Below are 16,298 nucleotides of genomic sequence, written 5' to 3'. Positions count from 1 at the left end.
CTTTGCCAAGTCAATGCCGATAGTTGTAATCTTCATGGTGGACGCTCCTCTCGGTTCAAGTGGTTGTGCAACACCTCCACTTTGGCACATTGATGCCGTTACGAGTAGGGGCGTCCATTCCATTGCGCCCGCTCCGCCAGACTGGCTTGGCGCGGGTAGTCCTGCGCAGCAGGACCGGGGCACGGAAGCCCGGCTACCCCGCAAGCACCCGGCAGGCCGCCTTAAAAACCTGGACCACCCCAAAAGACACCAAAAGCCTGAACCCTCAAACAGCCATCATCAGCCCCCCGCCCAGAGGCGGAGCGCCTTCAGTTACTTGCTAGGCAGCTTACCCGCCACACCCTGCACGTAGTAGTTCATCTTGTTCAGGCCGGCGTCGTCGAGCACGCCCGATTCGAGCTGGACTTTGCCCTGGTTGTCGGTGATGGGGCCGGCGAAGGGGGCCAGCGTGCCGGCTACGATTTCAGCCTGTTTTTCTTCGACCAGTTTCTTGACATCGTCGGGAACGGCCGGGCCGAAGCCTTCGATGACGGCCATGCCTTCCTTGATGCCGCCCCAGGTGCTGTCAGATTTCCAGGTGCCGTCCAGCACTTGCTGCGCGGCTTGGGTGAAGTACTCGCCCCAATGGTGGGTGACTGCGGCAAGCTGGGCATTCGGGCCGAATTTCTGCATGTCGGAATGGTAGGCCACCGCATATTTGCCCTTTTCTTCAGCCGCCTGCACGGTGGCGGTGGAATCGGTGTGATGCGTGACGACATCAGCCCCCCGGTCAATAAGGGCCAGCGCGGCATCGCGCTCTTTGCCCGGATCGAACCAGCTATTAACCCAGATCACACGTACTTCGGCATCCGGATTGACGCTGCGCATGCCGCGGGTAAAGGCATTGATGCCTTGCAGCACCTCGGGGATGGGGAACGCGCCGACATAGCCGGCAACGTTGGACTGGGTCATTTTCCCGGCGACGATGCCGGCCAGATAGCGGGCTTCGTAAAAGCGGGAATTGGTCGTGGCCACGTTGGGCGCTGTCTTATAGCCGGTGGAATGGACGAACTTGACGTCCGGAAACTGCTTGGCCACCTTCAGCGTCGGGTTCATGTAGCCGAAAGAGGTGGTAAAGATCAGCTTGTTGCCTTGCTGGGCCAGATCGCGGATGACGCGTTCCGCGTCGGCGCCTTCGGGCACATCTTCCACATACTGGGTCTTGACCTTGTCGCCCAGGGCCTGCTCCATTTCCTTGCGGCCGATATCCTGCTGCCAGGTCCAGCCCGCTTCGCCGATGGGGCTCACGTAGACAAAACCCACTTTCAGCGGGTCGTTTTCAGCGGCGTTTGCGCTTGCGGCCAGGGCAAGGGCCGGAACAATGGCGGCGGCACACACTGCTTTGCGTAGAAATTTTGCAGACATGATTATCCTCTAGGTGTTCGGGTTAAAGTTTTTACCAAGCGAAGCAGGCATGTTCAGCCTGATCCAGTTTGCATTGCGTGAAATCAGCACCAACACCAGAATCGTCGCAAGATACGGCAGCATAGAAAGCAATTGCGATGCGATGGGCACACCCATCGCCTGCATATGATAGGTAAGGATGGTGATTCCGCCAAACAGATAAGCGCCTATCAGCACGCGGGCGGGACGCCAGGTGGCGAAGGTGGTCAGCGCCAACGCGATCCACCCGCGCCCTGCCACCATGCCTTCCACCCACATGGGCGTGTAGACCAGGGACATGAAGGCGCCGGCCAGGCCGCAGCACGCGCCGCCGAACAAAAGCGCGTACAGCCTGATGCGCCGAACGCTATAGCCCAGCGAATGCGCCGACGAAGGCGACTCGCCCACGGCTCGCAAGACCAGGCCCGCGCGGCTGCGGCTCAGAAACCAGATAATGCCGCCGCACAGCAACAGCGAGAAGTAGACCATGGGGTGCTGCCTGAACAGCGCAGGCCCCAGAAGGGGGATGTCCTGAAGCAGGGGAATACCGAATTGTCCAGCCTGCAGGCTTTCGCCGACGTAAGCAATGCCGATATACGCCGACGCGCCCACCCCGAACAAAGACAGCGCCAGACCGGTGGCGACCTGATTGGCGCCCAGCCATACCGTCAGCCAGGCAAAAAAACCGGCCATGGCCATGCCGGCCAGCGCGCCGGCCGCAAAGCCCAGGACAACGCTGTCGCTGTGCAGGGTGATGGCAAAGCCCACCACGGCAGCCACCAGCATCATGCCTTCGGAGCCCAGATTGATGACGCCGGACTTTTCATTGATCAGCAAGCCCAGCGCGGCCAGCATCAAAGGGGTGCCGGCATTGATGGCTGAAGCGATCAAGGGGGCCAGTGCGTCCATTTATTTCCTCCAGCGCAATCGGTTGCGGATCAACACGTCGCAGGCCAGCAGCGAGAACAGCAAAATGCCCTGAAAGATGCCCGTGATGGCGCTGGGCATGCCCAGGCGGCTTTGCGAAAGCTCGCCGCCGATATACAGCAGCGCCATGATAAAACTGGAAAAGATCACGCCGATGGGATGCAGCCGGCCGACGAAGGCCACGATGATGGCGGCAAAACCGTAGCCCGGCGACACCGACGGTGTCAGTTGCCCGATAGGCCCCATGATTTCGCAGGCGCCCGCCAGGCCGGCCAATGCGCCCGACACCGACATCGCGACCCACAAGCTGCGGCGCGATGAAAAACCGCCGTAGCGGGCGGCCAAGGGGGCCATGCCGCCCACCTGCAGCTTGAAGCCGGAAAAACTGCGCGACAGATATAGCCAGCCCGCCAGCGCGGCAAGCAATGCCAGCAGCAAGCCCAGGTGCAGCCGCGTTCCCGGCAGAATGACCGGCAGCAGGAAACCATCGGAAAAAAGCCGCGACTGCGGAAAACCGAAGCCGTCAGGGTCCATCATGACCCCATGCACCAGATAGCTCAGCAGCAGCTGGGCGACGTACACCAGCATGAGCGACACCAGAATTTCATTGGCGTTATAGCGGTCGCGCAGCCAGGCCGTGATAGCCGCCCACAGCATGCCGCCGGCGGCGCCGGCCAGCAATGCCAGGCCGATCAAGCCGAAACCGCCATTCGTATCATCGTCGAAGTACAGGATCACGGCGCCCGCGGCGATGGCGCCCACCACCAGTTGCCCTTCCGCGCCGATATTGAACACATTGGCGCGAAAACACATGGCCAGGCCGATGGAAACAAGCAGCAACGGCGCCACTTTGACGCCGACTTCGGACCACCCGTGCAGGTCTTTGATGGGCTCGAGAAAGAATACCGCCAGGCTGGCCAGGGGGTCTTTGCCCACGGCGACGAACAACGCCAGGCCACAGACCATCGTCAGCAATACCGCCAGCACAGGCGAAAGCCAGGACATCCAGACAGAGGGGCGTGCCCGCGGCTCGAGCCTAAACATGCGCACCGTCCCGTTCCGCCGCAGGGGCCCGGTCCCACAAGCCGCTCATCCACTGGCCGATCAGGTCAAGGCCGGCGTCCGCAGCGGCGATCGACGGAGACATCCTGCCTTTGGCGATCACCACCAGGCGATCAGAAATCTCGAGCAGCTCATCCAGCTCTTCGGAGATGACCAGCAAGGCACAGCCCGCATCGCGCAAGGCCACCAGCTCGGACCTGATCTGAGCCGCCGCCCCCACGTCGACCCCCCAGGTGGGTTGGGCCACGATCAGGACCTTGGGATGGCGCATGACTTCGCGGCCGATAATGTATTTTTGCAGATTGCCGCCCGACAGGCTGGCGGCCGGCGCGAGCGAGCCGCCAGCCTTGACCCGGAAACGGTCAATAATGCCGGCTGCCAGCCGGCTGATGGCGCCTGGCCGGACAAAACCGTGCCTGATGGTTGCAGGCCCCTGGTGCGACAGCAAGACATTCTGTGCCAGGGACAGTTCGGGCACCGCGCCCCGGCCAAGCCGCTCTTCGGGCACGAATGCGATGCCGCGGCCGCGCCGCCAGGCGACCGGGCGGCGGCCTACGGGCTGCCCTTCCAGCAAAACGGCCCCTGCATCGGCACGCGTGTCCTCGCCCGACAGCACAGCCAGCAATTCCTGCTGGCCGTTGCCCGATACACCCGCCACGCCCAGAATCTCGCCAGCGCGCACATCGAAGTCGATGGCGCGGAGCTCGACGGCAAACGGATGCGCCTTGCCCAGCGCCAGATTGCGCACGGACAGCATGGTTCGTCCTGGCGGCGCCGGGCGGTGCGCGATGACGGGCGGTTCCGCCCCGATCATCAGGCGTGACAAGCTGGCATCGGTTTCCTGGCGCGGATCGCACACCCCCGTTACCTTGCCCGCCCGCATCACCGTGCAGGTATGGCACAAAGCGCGTATTTCATCAAGCTTGTGGCTGATGTAAAGAATGCTGCACCCTTCGGACGCCAGTTGGCGCAGGGTGTCGAACAGCTTGCCGACCGCCTGGGGCGTCAGCACCGAGGTGGGCTCATCAAGAATCAGCAGTTGCGGCCGCCCCAGCAAGGCCCGCACGATTTCCACGCGCTGGCACTCGCCCACGGACAGGGTATGCACGTGCCGCTGCGGCTCCAGGTCGAGCCCATACTGGCCGGCGGTATCGGCAATGCGGCGTTCAAGCTCGTCCAGCCGGGTGTGGCTGGGCAAGCCCAGCGCAATATTCTCGGCCACGGTCAGCGTGTCAAACAGGGAGAAATGCTGAAAAACCATGCCGATGCCCAACTGCCGGGCCGCAGCCGGGCTGGCGATATGGACCTGTTCCCCATTCCAGAAAACCTGGCCCGCATCGGGCGCCGCGACCCCATAGATGATTTTCATCAGGGTCGACTTGCCCGCACCGTTCTCGCCCAGCACGGCGTGGATTTCACCGGGCAGCACCGTCAGGTCGACACCGTCGTTGGCGACGATGGCCGGGTACCGCTTGGTGACCTGTTTGAGTGCGAGACGGGGCGTCATGCTGCGCGTGCCGAAACCTAGCGCGACCCCAGGGCTTTTTCTATTTTCTTGTCGGTTTTATATTGGCTGAGCGCATAGACGGCCCAAATGGTGGCGGGCAGCCAGCCGATCAGCGTCAGTTGCAGAATCAGGCAGATGATGCCGGCAATGGGCCGCCCAATGGTAAAGAAGGTCAGCCAGGGCAACAAAAGGGCAATGATCAGTCGCATACGTTAAACCGTTAGGTGTTGTTTCCAGGGCCTGCTATTCTAACCGCTGCGCCAAGAGGATTCCCACTATGCCAGAAATTGCCTCAAGTGTTTGGACCACCATCGTCCAGGAGTTTTCCGATATTCCCGACGCGTCTGAAGCCACCCGCGTCATCTTGCGCCTGGGCATGGCGATACTGCTGGGCGCCGCCATCGGCTACGAGCGCGAACGCCGGGGCAAGGCGGCCGGGCTGCGCACGCATATGCTGGTCTCGCTGGGTTCCGCGATTTTTGTGCTGGTGCCGCTGCAAACAGGCATGGCCGTGCCGGACATGAGCCGGGTGCTGCAAGGCGTCATTGCGGGTATCGGTTTTCTGGGGGCCGGCGCCATTCTGAAGGTCAGCAGCGGCGACACCATCAAGGGGCTGACCACGGCCGCCAGCATCTGGGTGGCGGCCGGCATCGGCATAGCCGCAGGCATGGGCAGGGAAACCACCGCCATGCTCAGTACGCTTGCCGCCCTGTTCATCCTGGTGATTGTCAGGCGGCTGGAAAGCGAGATCGACAGGCCGGCTGTCATCGCGGCGCGCAGCCGCTCCTCCAGCAAGGCGGATGCTGGCTGACCAGGCTAAGGCTTGGACTGCATGGAGGGCCAGTTCTGGCGATTGGCATCGTCTGCATTGCGCACGCCCCTGTCCTGGGACGCTGCCTGGCCAGCCTGATTGCCGGATGCCGCCTCACCGCCGCGGCTTCCATCCTTGGCCGGCTCGCCCGGCGCGGGGGCCTTGGGGTCGGCGTTCGCGGCCGCCAGCAGCGACGAGCAGCCGGTCGCATCGTCCGTGCCCATGTTCAGTAAAGGCACCAGCGCTGCAAAGGGCGCCGCCACGACGCCAAGCACCACGGCGGCCCCGGCCCGGGCGGCCAACGGTCCGGCCTGCACGCCCACATCGGGATGTTTGAATGTCCCTTTTGCGTATAAAGGCGAGCGCAGCGTGAAGATACGCAAGGTCTTGTTGGCCGGACGGATGTCCAGGTCAAGCCGTTCCGTGCCGAGATTGACCGTCCCGGTCACATCGACGATGGTGTCATCGGTTTCAAGCCTGAATGCCCGGGCGGTCATCACCCCGTTCTTCACGCCAAAATCGCTGGCCAGGCAGTTCAAGACGATCTGCTCGTCGCCGAACAGCTTGGCCATCACCATATTGGCCACATTCAGGCCCGCCGCTTCCAGCAGGAAGTGGCTGATCGTGCCACGGCTGACCAGCGCCTTGATTTCACCGTTGGCATGCGCCAGCAGCTCGGCAACGGAGTTCCCCTGGGCCGAGAGCTTTGCGTCGCCATGCAGTTCGCCGAAACTGGCATCCATGCTTTCCGCACCGGGAAACATTTCCTTCAGTTTCATGTGACGCGCGGCCGTGTCCAGCTCGGCCTTGATTTTCTGACCGCGCCCGTCCAGCTTCAGTGTGTTGCTCAGCGTGCCGCCGGCCATGCCAAAGTTCAAGGGAGTGAAGGAAAGTATTTTATTGTCCAGCTTCACATGGGCTTCGATATTATCCAGGGGCAGATCCTCGTCCCGCAGTATCTGTCCGCCCTTGAACTTGACGTCGGCATCCATGGTATCCCAGGCGTCGGTGCTGAAGCTGGCCACCGGCAATGCCTTGTCGGCGGGCTGCTTGGGCTTGCCGTCCGCTTTGTCCGCCGCCTTGACATCGCTGGTATCAGCGCCGATCAGGGGCCCCAGATCGGCGAAACGCAGCAGTTTGGAAACAAGCTCGCCCGTCAGCATGGACCGGGGCTCGCGCACCTGATAGACCAGCGTTCCCTCCAGATCGCTCTTGCCCACCATGCCCGTGAACGATTCGTACCGCCAGGTATCCGACTCGCCCTCCAACTCGCCGATCAGCCGCCCTTCGGTGCGATAAGGCGGCGTATTGGGCAAGGCGATCCCCAGCAAGGGATACAGGTCCGCCATGGTGTCGCCCGCCAGTTTCAGCCGTACATCCAGCGCCGCCAGGGCTTGCGGACGGGTCACCGACCCTTCGACCCCGATGGTCGTGGTGCCCACGTGCACTTCGCCGCGCAGCGGAAACGGGTCGCCGCCCTTCTGCAGCGATAGCAGCCCGCCGGTTTTGCCTTCACCCTTGATGTCGGCATCATGGTAGGTGCCGCCGGCTTTCCAGCCCAGCCCGTATCCCTCGGGGCCTTGCTCTTGCAGGGTATCGAGCTCTGCTTTCAGGTCCAGCTGGCTGGCGGCGTCGATGACCTGGGCACGCACGCTTTCCAGCGACAATGACTGCAGATCCACCTTCCATGCCGAAGGGGCGTCGTTTTTGTCTTGATTGAAGGTCCAGTTGGCTTTTCCATCGGCCTGGCGCTGCAATAGCAGGTCGGCCTGCCCGATCTGCAGCGAGGCAATCTGCACCGTGTGGTCCAGCAAGGCCGCCGTGTTGATCAGCACGCTCAGCCGCGACACCTGGGCCATGTTTTTTTCTTGCGAGCTCCATGAAGGATTGCCCATGACCACATCGCTGGCCGTGATCTGCGGCCAGGGCAGCCAGGCGCGCCAGCCCTTTTCCGTTCCAGGCTTTTTCCACTGGACATCCAGGTCGCCCTGGATGGCTACGGGACGACCGGCCAGTTCGCTGGCCTGGCGGTTAATCCATGGCCGGGCATGGTTCCAGTCGAACGTTGCCAGCAACACCACGGACAGAGCCAGAAGCACGATCAAGCTCAGGCACACACCCAGTATTATTTTTACATAGCGCGGCATGGTCGTTCCTCCGTGTATCGCCGGGACAGCGTTGCGGCAGGCAGGGTAGATTCATTGTAGAGCGAGCCAAGTCGGTCCGTGCAACATGAATCTACCAGACGCAACGAAAAACCGCGCCAGAAGCGACTGTTTACAGCAGTTCTTTACGCAATTGCGCGGCGGTTTTTGGTGACAGCAATCCGGGTGCCACGTCCAATACCGTCCGGGCGCCCTTCTGCCCAGCCTGGCTCAGCCTGAACACGGCCCGGGCATACGCCACCAGCACGCTGGAGGTGAATTCGGGATTGCTCTGCAGCGTCAGCGAATATTCCATGACCTGGGTCGAGCCCTGGCCGGTTTTACCGCTGCGGATCACGAATCCGCCATGCGGCATGGCGCTATGGTCACGCTCAAGCGCTTCCTCGGTAATAAAGTTCACGCTCGTGTCGTAATCGGCAAAATAATCGGGCATGGTCACAATGGCCTGCTCTACCGTGGCCGCATCCGCGCCGGGCTCCAGCACCACATAACAATCGCGCGTGTGCTTCTGACGGGTCGTCAAGCTGGGCAGCGAGCCGCTGCGTACCTGCTCGACGGCGTCCGGCACTGGTATGGTGTATTGCACGGCGCCCTTGACGCCGGCCACCCGGCGCAGCGCATCGGAATGGCCCTGGCTCAGCCCTTTGCCCCAGAAAGTGTAGGTGGCCCCTTCGGGCAGCACAGACTCGCCAAACAGCCGGTTCAGCGAGAACAGGCCGGGATCCCAGCCCACTGAAATCAGGGCAATATGGCCGCCCGATTCCGCGGCCTTGTCGACCGCATCGAAGTACTCGGGAATCTTTGCGTGGGTATCGTAGCTGTCGACCGTGTTGAACAGCGCCGCCAGCGCGGGGCCCTGCTCGGGCAGGTCGTTCTTGGAACCGCCGCACAGGATCAGGACATCGATGTCGTCCTGAAAGTCGCCTATGCTTGCCAAAGGGCGCACCGGCACACCGCCATCCCGTGTTTGAACACTGGACGGTTCGCGGCGCGTGAAAACACCCACCAGCGACATATCGGTATTCTGCGCAATGGCGTATTCCACGCCACGGCCCAGGTTTCCATAACCCACAATTCCAATTCTGATTTTTGCAGCCATATCCGGGCAGTTCCTTTTGTTCAGTGTGAACAAATCATTGTAGAGCAGACCTTGTGCGCAGGCCTGCCTGCCGGTCGCCCTGGGCCCGCCCAAAAAAAACCCACCCTTGCATCGGGCGATGCAAGGGTGGGTGGTATTGCGCCGTTGAATTAAGCCGTCACGGCCTCGGCCGCAGCCTGGGGCTCCTCGGCATCGGATACCGAGCTGCGGATCAGGTGGTCGAATGCGCTGAGTGCCGCCTTGGCGCCATCGCCTGCCGAAATGACGATCTGCTTGTAGGGCACCGTGGTGCAGTCGCCCGCCGCAAAGACGCCCGGCAGGGAAGTCTGGCCCCTGGCGTCAATCTCGATCTCGCCATGACGCGACAAGTCGATGGCGCCCTTGAGCCATTCGGTATTGGGCACCAAGCCGATCTGGACAAAAACGCCTTCCAGGTCGACCTTGCGCATCTCGCCGCTGACACGGTCTTTATAGGACAGCCCATTGACCTTCTTGCCGTCGCCATGGATTTCCGTGGTTTGCGCCGACATGATCACCGTGACATTGGACAGACTATGCAACTTGCGCTGCAGGACCGCATCGGCGCGCAATGCATCGCCAAATTCGATCAGCGTGACATGCGCCACCAGGCCGGCCAGGTCGATGGCCGCTTCGACCCCGGAGTTGCCGCCGCCGATGACCGCAACCCGCTTGCCCTTGAACAGGGGGCCGTCGCAGTGCGGGCAATAGGCCACGCCATTGTTCCGGTATTCACGCTCGCCGGGAACGTTGATTTCACGCCAGCGCGCGCCTGTTGCCAGAATGACGGTCTTGCCCTTCAGGACACCGCCGTCGGCCAGCCGGACTTCGGTCAACTTGCCGGGGATCAATTGTTCCGCGCGCTGCAGGTTCATGATGTCCACGTCATAGGCCTTGACGTGCTGCTCGAGCGCCGCCGCAAACTTGGGCCCTTCGGTTTCCTTGACCGAAATGAAGTTTTCGATCGCCATCGTGTCCAGCACCTGGCCTCCAAAGCGTTCGGCCACGATACCGGTGCGTATGCCTTTGCGCGCCGCGTACACAGCGGCCGCGGCGCCAGCGGGGCCGCCGCCGACAATCAATACATCGTAGGCTTCCTTGGCGCTGAGCTCTTCGGCGCGGCGTGCCGCCGCGCCTGTGTCCAGCCGAGACAGGATTTCCTCGACGCTGGAGCGGCCCTGGCCGAATACTTCGCCATTCAGGAACATGGTCGGCACCGACATGATCTGCCGTGCGTCGACTTCGTCCTGGAACAGCGCGCCGTCAATGGCCACGTGCTGGATGCGCGGGTTGATGATGGACATCACGTTCAGCGCCTGGACCACGTCGGGGCAGTTCTGGCAGGACAGCGAGAAATAGGTTTCAAACTTATAGTCGCCGTCGAGATTGCGAATTTGTTCGATCACGGCTTCGTCAAGCTTGATGGTATGGCCGCCCACCTGCAGCAGCGCCAGCACCAGCGACGTGAATTCGTGACCCATGGGAATACCCGCAAAACGGACACTGATGTCGGTACCGCTGCGGTTGATACTGAATGAAGGCTTGCGTTCATCGCCATCGTTGCGTTCGGTCAGCGAAATCTTGTCCGACATCAGTTCGATTTCCTGCAGCAGCTCGCGCAGTTCGCGCGACTTGGCGCCGTCGTCCAGGCACGCCACGATCTCGATCGGTTGCGAGACCATTTCCATATAGGATTTCAACTGGGTTTTAAGATTTGCATCCAACATAACGATCCACCTTCATGATAAGAGGAATTTCCGGGGACCGCGCACGGGCTCGTGGCCCGCGCGCGGCAGCTTGAATAACGCACCTGCTTATCGCAAGCGAACGTCTACTTAGATTTTGCCGACCAGGTCCAGCGAAGGCGTCAGCGTCTTGGCGCCTTCTTCCCATTTGGCGGGGCACACTTCACCGGGGTGAGCGGCGATGTACTGAGCGGCCTTGACCTTGCGCAGCAGTTCGGAAGCAACGCGGCCAATGCCGTTGTCGTGGACTTCCATGACTTTGATTTCGCCTTCGGGATTGACCACGAAAGTACCGCGCAGCGCAATGCCTTCTTCTTCGATCAGGACTTCGAAGTTCTTGGCCAGAGCGTGGGTGGGATCGGCGATCATGGGGTAGTTCACTTTGCCGATGGCGTCGGACGTGTCGTGCCATGCTTTGTGCGAAAAATGCGTATCGGTCGAAACACTGTAGATTTCGGCGCCGATTTTCTGGAATTCAGCGTATTGCTCGGCCAGGTCTTCCAGTTCGGTGGGGCACACGAACGTGAAGTCGGCAGGATAGAAAACGAAAACCGACCATTTGCCCGCTACGGACTCGTCGCTGACGTCAACGAACTTGCCATTGTGATATGCGGTTGCTTTAAATGGTTTGATTTTGGTGTTGATCAGGGACATTGCGTTTCCTTTTCTGAAAGGGTTGAAAAAATCGAACAAGTGTCAGTATAGGCACTCGCTATTGATTTGTAAAATTGATTAATATTATTAATCTGATAGCTATAAGCTATGAGAGGGGTGCTAAAAAACGTGGGGCTAAACCCACGTGTCTTTTAGTATGCGTTGCCTGATTAGTGTACAGGCCGCTGCGGTTTGGGGCAAGCCTTTCAAGGGCTTGCGGCTGGGGAATCAGCGGCTGGGCGCAGCATCCACGCTGCTTGCCTTTACGTGCAGGGCCCGCCCTGCGCCCCACCCGCTGGCTGCGGCGACGAGCCCCAAGGCCATGAACAGCCATCCCGAGGCATCGTAGCTGCCTGTCAGGCTATGCAAAACGCCCACCAGCAAAGGCCCAAAGGCCGCCAGTACATAGCCTACCCCTTGCGCCATGCCCGACAAGTGCGCGGCCACATGCGAGTCGGGCGAACGCAGCACAATGACGGTCATGGCCATGGCGAACAAACCGCCCTGCCCAATGCCCTGCAATATCGCCCAGCCCCAGATCGTGGACAAGGGCGCATACAGCATGCCGGTCAGGCCGATGGCCGCCGTCATGGCCAGCCCCGCGTTCACCCATTTCTGATCCCTGAAGCGCAATGCCAGCGTCGGCGCCAACAGGCAGGTAAGCACCTGAACCATGATGGAGACGGAAGCCACCAGACCCGCTTCGACGCCATCCAGGCCCCGCGCCCGCAAGATGGGCGCCATCCACCCCAGCACGCAGTACGCCAACGCAGACTGCAGGCCCATGAAAAACGTAACCTGCCAGGCAAGCGGATCGCGCCACAATCCTGTCACCTTGCGCCGGGCAAGGCCGGACACGGAGCGCGCCCGCAAGGCCTGCGGCGCCCAGACCAGCGCTACCAGCGCCGCTGGTATCGCCCAAACCGCCAGGCCCACCTGCCAGGCGTCATCAAAAAGATGCGCGATCGGCAAGGTGAATGCCGCCGCCGAGGCCGCGCCGCCGCACAAGGCCATGGTGTAAAGCCCCGTCATCAGCGCGGCCTGGCCCGAAAAATCCCGCTTGACGACGCTGGGCAGCAACACATTGCCGGTGGCAATCGCCGCCCCCGCCAGCGCAGAGCCCAGAAACAGCGCGGGTATGTTTCCCATGCCGCGCACCGCCGTGCCGGTCATCAGTACCAGCAAGGCAAGCAGCAGCGTTCGCTCCGGACCGATTCTTTCTGCTATTTTGGGCGCCAATGGCGCAAACAGGCCCAGGCACAGCACCGGCAGTGTCGTCAGATAGCCGGCGCCGGCCGATGACAAGGTGGTCTGCTGCAGCAAATCGGGCAGCAAGATGGACAGGCTTGCAAACACGGGCCGCAAATTGAAAGCAATCAGCATCAAGCTGAAACCCAGCAGGATTGTCGCGACACGGCTCCGGGACGGCGATGAAGCGGGAGCGCTGTCGGGACGAGGTTGTGCGGATGTCATGCTGCTGCTTTATATTTTTGAATGTGTTGCGATGATATTCAGAATGCCTGATCATAACCCCTTGCCCCCACTCATCACGAAGGAAGCGTCTTGAGTTCATTATTTGCTTTCTTGCACCACCTGGCCGTCTTCACCCTGGTTGCAGCGCTGGCCGTCGAGTTTGTGCTGATCAGGGAACCCCTGACGGTCACCCTGGCCCGCAAGCTTGTGCTGGCCGATCTGGTTTTTGGCCTATCGGCGGGCGCCGTCCTGGTTATTGGCCTGCTTCGCGTTTTCTACTTCGAGAAAGGCGCCGCCTTTTACTTCGGGAATATTCCTTTCCTGGCGAAGCTGGCCCTGTTTGCCTTGGTCGGCATCCTGTCCATACGCCCGACCAAAGAGTTCCTGTCATGGCGGCCGGCCATCAAGGCCGGGAAGGCGCCCGCCCCCGCCGCTGGAAAAATACAACAACTGCGCGGCATCATTCATGGCGAGCTGGTCGCGGTCGCCGCCCTGATTCTGTGCGCTGTGCTGATGGCGCGCGGCGTGGGCAGCCTGGCATGACCCCGGACGCACCCTACTACTTATTGCGCCGGCCAGCCTGATGCCGCGCACCGTGCAAGGAACCCCGTTGTGGCTTGCGGCCGCTCCCGCGCTGTTCCTGCTGCTGTGGTCTTTCGGTTTCGTCTTCCTGAAGCTGGGCCTGGCCTACGCCGATCCCTTTACCTTCCTGGCCCTGCGCTATGCATGCGTGGTGGCCATTCTTGCCATCCCCTGTCTGTGGTTGCGGCCCCCGCTTCCCGCCACACCCCAGGTCTGGATGCACCTGTCGGTGGTGGGCCTGCTGGTGCAGGCCGGCTATTTCTCATTTGCCTATCTGAGCCTGAAACAAGGGGTATCGGCGGGCGCCCTGGCCATCGTCACTGCCCAGCAGCCTTTATTGGTGGGCTTGCTCGCACCCGCCATCGCCTCGGAACGGGTCGGCCTGATACGCTGGACCGGCCTGGTCATGGGCGTCGCCGGGGCAGGGATCGTGATTCTTGCCAAGTCCTCGATAGAGGTCGCCTCGACGGCCGGCCTGATCTATGGCGTACTGGCGCTGCTTTGCATGACGGGCGGCACCTTGTGGGAAAAACGCTATGGCACCGAGGTGCACCCCATTTCGGCAAATATGCTCCAGTACACCGTCGGACTGGCGGTTGCGGCGCCCCTGGCCTTCTGGCTCGAGCCCATGCACGTGCAATGGACGGCGGGGCTGTTCGTCTCGCTGGCCTATCTGGTCGTAGGCAACTCCATCATTGCCATTTCATTGTTGCTTGCCATGATCCGGCGCGGCGAAGCATCGCGCGTTTCCGCCCTGTTCTGCCTCGTGCCCCCCACCACAGCCCTGCTGGCCTACCCCATACTGGGCGAAGCCGTGCCCGTGCTGGCCTGGCCGGGCATGCTGCTGGCCGTTGCAGGCATCTACCTGGTGATGCGCAAATCCTGACCCGGACGCCCTGACCCACCCGTTTGCCCGTCAGAGCGGCAAAGCACTCAAGACGGGCTTGCAGGCATGCGCCGACGCATCCGCCATCGCGCCAAATGTCACCAAATCGTTTCCGGGATGCTTCAGATCCATTACAAAAACGGCATAGGGGCCGGCGTTTTTTTCAACGCGTTTCAAAAGCCTTTTTAGCGCTTGCCCGCCGCCATCGGCCCCACTACGCTTGGCGCATACCGTTTTAATAGGAGCGGCATCATGAACACGCAACGCAATGTCGGACGGCTTATCGTCGTCGGTTTGATGGCTTTCACGCTCGCTGGCTGCGCCTCGTCTTACGACAGGAAGGCCAACAACACCATGATAGGCGCGGGGCTGGGCGCGGCCACCGGCGCGGTGTTCTCGGGCGGCGACCCGCTGTATGCCATCGGCGGCGCGGCGGCGGGCGGCCTGCTGGGCAACATCCTGACGGAAGACCGCAGCTACCGATCCGGCAAAGGCGGGCGCCATCAAGAATATCGGCGCTCCGGCCGCAATCATCATGGCTGGAACAACCGCGGCAACCGGGGGTACAGGCGTTAAGCCCAGCGCGTATGGCCACGGGCGCCGAAGGGCGAGGATCACGCCGCAGGCTGGAACAGCAACACAAACGTCATGCCCTGCAGCGGCGCCGGGCCTTCCATGGGTTCGATGCTCCAGCCCTGAATGGCGCAGGCGCGCTTGGCGATGGCCAAGCCCAAGCCGGTCTCTACCTGGCGAGGCGGGGCCGAATACCCTTCCGGCGCGACATCGCGGCGCCGCACACTGTAATACCGCTCAAACAAATGCGCCATGTCCGACGGGCCCACCCCCGGGCCATCGTCCCTGAACACCAGGCCATGTTCCAGGGACGATATCTCCAGATTGCCGGGTGCGGCATGCGCGATGGCATTGCGAACGATATTCCGGATGACCGTCAGCAGCATATGCCGGTTCAAGCACTCGGTATGGTCTTCGCGCACCCGATTATGCAGCGCCAGCCCCCGGGCGCTGGCTTCGGGCTCTGCGCTGGCAAACACATCATTGACGCAGTCGTACACCGACGCTTGCTCCCATTGTCCGTGATCGGACTGGGCCAGATGGTAGGTGGCTTCAAGGCTTTCAGCCATTTCGTCCGCCGAGCGCATGATGCGTTCAAATCGCAGTACAGCCCTGGGCACGGACTCCGCCTCGCGCTTACCTAGCTCCGCATCGGTCCTGATCAAAGAAAGCGGCCGCCTGACCTCGTGATTGAAGTTGGACGAAAACTCTTTCTGGTCCGCCAGCGCCTGATCCACGCGGTCCTGCATTCTGTTGAAGGCTTCCGTCAGTTGCACCCCTTCGTTGAACCGCAGGCCTATCATTTGCGGACGCCCCGGCGCCCATCGGGACAGGTGAGACGTCACGGCCCGGATGGGCTGCACCGCCCATCCGGCCAACTGGCGGGCGCACAAGTAAGACAGCACCACGAACAGCACGGCAATCGCCAGCAACGCCAGGCCAAAATCGCGCGAAAGGGTTTCGGCATCCCGGGCATCATATAAAACATACAGGCGCCCATCCCGCGCCGGCAGCGCCATCACATGCCATTCGCTGCCCCTCGGGCTGAGCCGGCTCAATCCGTCTGGAAGCGCGCGCAGCATGGGCGGCATGGATGCGGAAGGCGCCGAGGCATTCTCGCCCCAGGTATGCATGCTGGGGCCCAGTTGCCGCTCAAATGCGGGGTCCCATCGATCACCTTCCAGCGACAACTTTTTTTGCAGCCTCAGGGCCTCTGTTTCCACCAGATGGTCGATCATGCGCTCGCCCATGTTCTTGTGCGTTTGATAGGCGGAAAAGCAAACGGCCACGACGGCCGCGGAAACCAGCGCCGTCAGGGCATAAGTGAACCTGGAGGCAAGCGAATGCTTGCTGTGTATTTTTTTCTGAGGCATG

The 16,298-nt window shown here is 61.7% G+C and carries 15 protein-coding genes; 4 read left to right on the top strand and 11 right to left on the bottom strand.

Translation table 11 applies throughout. The features are described from left to right. Window positions 1-312: 312 nt before the first annotated feature. From RE432_RS08930 to RE432_RS08910, 5 genes are read right to left on the bottom strand one after another with little or no spacing between them, the layout of a single operon-like run. Window positions 313-1,404, bottom strand: a complete 1,092-nt coding sequence (locus RE432_RS08930) for a BMP family ABC transporter substrate-binding protein (protein ID WP_310932983.1) — start codon at window positions 1,402-1,404, stop codon at window positions 313-315. A gap of 9 nt (window positions 1,405-1,413) precedes the next feature. Next, a complete protein-coding gene (locus tag RE432_RS08925) occupies window positions 1,414-2,331 on the bottom strand; it encodes an ABC transporter permease (protein WP_310932982.1) in 918 nt (305 codons plus the stop codon). Continuing rightward, entirely contained in the window at window positions 2,332-3,393 is a 1,062-nt protein-coding gene (locus RE432_RS08920) for an ABC transporter permease (protein WP_310932981.1), read from the bottom strand. It abuts the gene before it with no gap. Next, entirely contained in the window at window positions 3,386-4,918 is a 1,533-nt protein-coding gene (locus RE432_RS08915) for an ABC transporter ATP-binding protein (protein ID WP_310932980.1), read from the bottom strand. The genes RE432_RS08920 and RE432_RS08915 overlap by 8 nt, the downstream gene beginning before the upstream one ends. Before the next feature lie 17 nt (window positions 4,919-4,935). Next, complete coding sequence (locus tag RE432_RS08910; protein ID WP_310932979.1) at window positions 4,936-5,127, bottom strand: YqaE/Pmp3 family membrane protein; 192 nt, start codon at window positions 5,125-5,127, stop codon at window positions 4,936-4,938. A gap of 68 nt (window positions 5,128-5,195) precedes the next feature. On the opposite strand from RE432_RS08910, the gene RE432_RS08905 reads away from it, so the two are divergent. Further along, window positions 5,196-5,729, top strand: coding sequence for an MgtC/SapB family protein (locus tag RE432_RS08905; protein WP_310932978.1), 534 nt, complete (start codon window positions 5,196-5,198; stop codon window positions 5,727-5,729). 5 nt (window positions 5,730-5,734) lie between these two features. Here the strand turns inward: RE432_RS08905 and RE432_RS08900 are convergent, their stop codons facing one another. From RE432_RS08900 to RE432_RS08880, 5 genes are all read right to left on the bottom strand, one after another. Continuing rightward, a complete protein-coding gene (locus RE432_RS08900; RefSeq protein ID WP_310932977.1) occupies window positions 5,735-7,876 on the bottom strand; it encodes an AsmA family protein in 2,142 nt (713 codons plus the stop codon). 130 nt (window positions 7,877-8,006) lie between these two features. After that, window positions 8,007-8,993 (bottom strand): diaminopimelate dehydrogenase, encoded by a 987-nt coding sequence (locus tag RE432_RS08895; RefSeq protein WP_310932976.1) that lies wholly within the window; start codon window positions 8,991-8,993, stop codon window positions 8,007-8,009. 149 nt (window positions 8,994-9,142) lie between these two features. Next, window positions 9,143-10,738 (bottom strand): alkyl hydroperoxide reductase subunit F, encoded by a 1,596-nt coding sequence (gene ahpF, locus RE432_RS08890; protein WP_310932975.1) that lies wholly within the window; start codon window positions 10,736-10,738, stop codon window positions 9,143-9,145. A gap of 108 nt (window positions 10,739-10,846) precedes the next feature. Continuing rightward, complete coding sequence (ahpC, locus tag RE432_RS08885; protein ID WP_310932974.1) at window positions 10,847-11,410, bottom strand: alkyl hydroperoxide reductase subunit C; 564 nt, start codon at window positions 11,408-11,410, stop codon at window positions 10,847-10,849. Window positions 11,411-11,638: 228 nt separating this feature from the next. After that, window positions 11,639-12,883, bottom strand: coding sequence for an MFS transporter (locus RE432_RS08880; RefSeq protein ID WP_310932973.1), 1,245 nt, complete (start codon window positions 12,881-12,883; stop codon window positions 11,639-11,641). Between the two features lie 90 nt (window positions 12,884-12,973). Here RE432_RS08880 and RE432_RS08875 point away from each other — a divergent pair, with 90 nt between their 5' ends. From RE432_RS08875 to RE432_RS08865, 3 genes are all read left to right on the top strand, one after another. Then, window positions 12,974-13,426 (top strand): DUF2214 family protein, encoded by a 453-nt coding sequence (locus RE432_RS08875; protein WP_310932972.1) that lies wholly within the window; start codon window positions 12,974-12,976, stop codon window positions 13,424-13,426. A gap of 40 nt (window positions 13,427-13,466) precedes the next feature. After that, window positions 13,467-14,351, top strand: a complete 885-nt coding sequence (locus RE432_RS08870) for a DMT family transporter (RefSeq protein ID WP_310932971.1) — start codon at window positions 13,467-13,469, stop codon at window positions 14,349-14,351. A 252-nt stretch (window positions 14,352-14,603) separates the two neighbouring features. Continuing rightward, on the top strand, window positions 14,604-14,927 hold the full coding sequence (locus tag RE432_RS08865; protein ID WP_310932969.1) for a hypothetical protein: 324 nt from the start codon (window positions 14,604-14,606) through the stop codon (window positions 14,925-14,927). Between the two features lie 38 nt (window positions 14,928-14,965). Here RE432_RS08865 and RE432_RS08860 read toward each other — a convergent pair whose 3' ends face one another. Then, on the bottom strand, window positions 14,966-16,297 hold the full coding sequence (locus RE432_RS08860; protein WP_310932967.1) for a HAMP domain-containing sensor histidine kinase: 1,332 nt from the start codon (window positions 16,295-16,297) through the stop codon (window positions 14,966-14,968). Window position 16,298 lies beyond the last annotated feature (1 nt).

It is taken from the genome of Pusillimonas sp. SM2304 (genome assembly GCF_031628915.1).
Taxonomy (GTDB): Bacteria; Pseudomonadota; Gammaproteobacteria; order Burkholderiales; family Burkholderiaceae_B; genus Pusillimonas_C.
Note: the sequence above shows the minus strand (reverse complement) of the source record. Positions and strands in the feature narration are given on the sequence as shown.

Excerpts from the sequence above, each read along its gene's own strand:
- RE432_RS08930 (WP_310932983.1), bottom strand. The coding sequence starts at position 1,404 with ATGTCTGCAAAATTTCTACGCAAAGCAGTGTGTGCCGCCGCCATTGTT.
- RE432_RS08925 (WP_310932982.1), bottom strand. The coding sequence starts at position 2,331 with ATGGACGCACTGGCCCCCTTGATCGCTTCAGCCATCAATGCCGGCACC.
- RE432_RS08920 (WP_310932981.1), bottom strand. The coding sequence starts at position 3,393 with ATGTTTAGGCTCGAGCCGCGGGCACGCCCCTCTGTCTGGATGTCCTGG.
- RE432_RS08915 (WP_310932980.1), bottom strand. The coding sequence starts at position 4,918 with ATGACGCCCCGTCTCGCACTCAAACAGGTCACCAAGCGGTACCCGGCC.
- RE432_RS08910 (WP_310932979.1), bottom strand. The coding sequence starts at position 5,127 with ATGCGACTGATCATTGCCCTTTTGTTGCCCTGGCTGACCTTCTTTACC.
- RE432_RS08905 (WP_310932978.1), top strand. The coding sequence starts at position 5,196 with ATGCCAGAAATTGCCTCAAGTGTTTGGACCACCATCGTCCAGGAGTTT.
- RE432_RS08900 (WP_310932977.1), bottom strand. The coding sequence starts at position 7,876 with ATGCCGCGCTATGTAAAAATAATACTGGGTGTGTGCCTGAGCTTGATC.
- RE432_RS08895 (WP_310932976.1), bottom strand. The coding sequence starts at position 8,993 with ATGGCTGCAAAAATCAGAATTGGAATTGTGGGTTATGGAAACCTGGGC.
- ahpF (WP_310932975.1), bottom strand. The coding sequence starts at position 10,738 with ATGTTGGATGCAAATCTTAAAACCCAGTTGAAATCCTATATGGAAATG.
- ahpC (WP_310932974.1), bottom strand. The coding sequence starts at position 11,410 with ATGTCCCTGATCAACACCAAAATCAAACCATTTAAAGCAACCGCATAT.
- RE432_RS08880 (WP_310932973.1), bottom strand. The coding sequence starts at position 12,883 with ATGACATCCGCACAACCTCGTCCCGACAGCGCTCCCGCTTCATCGCCG.
- RE432_RS08870 (WP_310932971.1), top strand. The coding sequence starts at position 13,467 with ATGCCGCGCACCGTGCAAGGAACCCCGTTGTGGCTTGCGGCCGCTCCC.
- RE432_RS08865 (WP_310932969.1), top strand. The coding sequence starts at position 14,604 with ATGAACACGCAACGCAATGTCGGACGGCTTATCGTCGTCGGTTTGATG.
- RE432_RS08860 (WP_310932967.1), bottom strand. The coding sequence starts at position 16,297 with ATGCCTCAGAAAAAAATACACAGCAAGCATTCGCTTGCCTCCAGGTTC.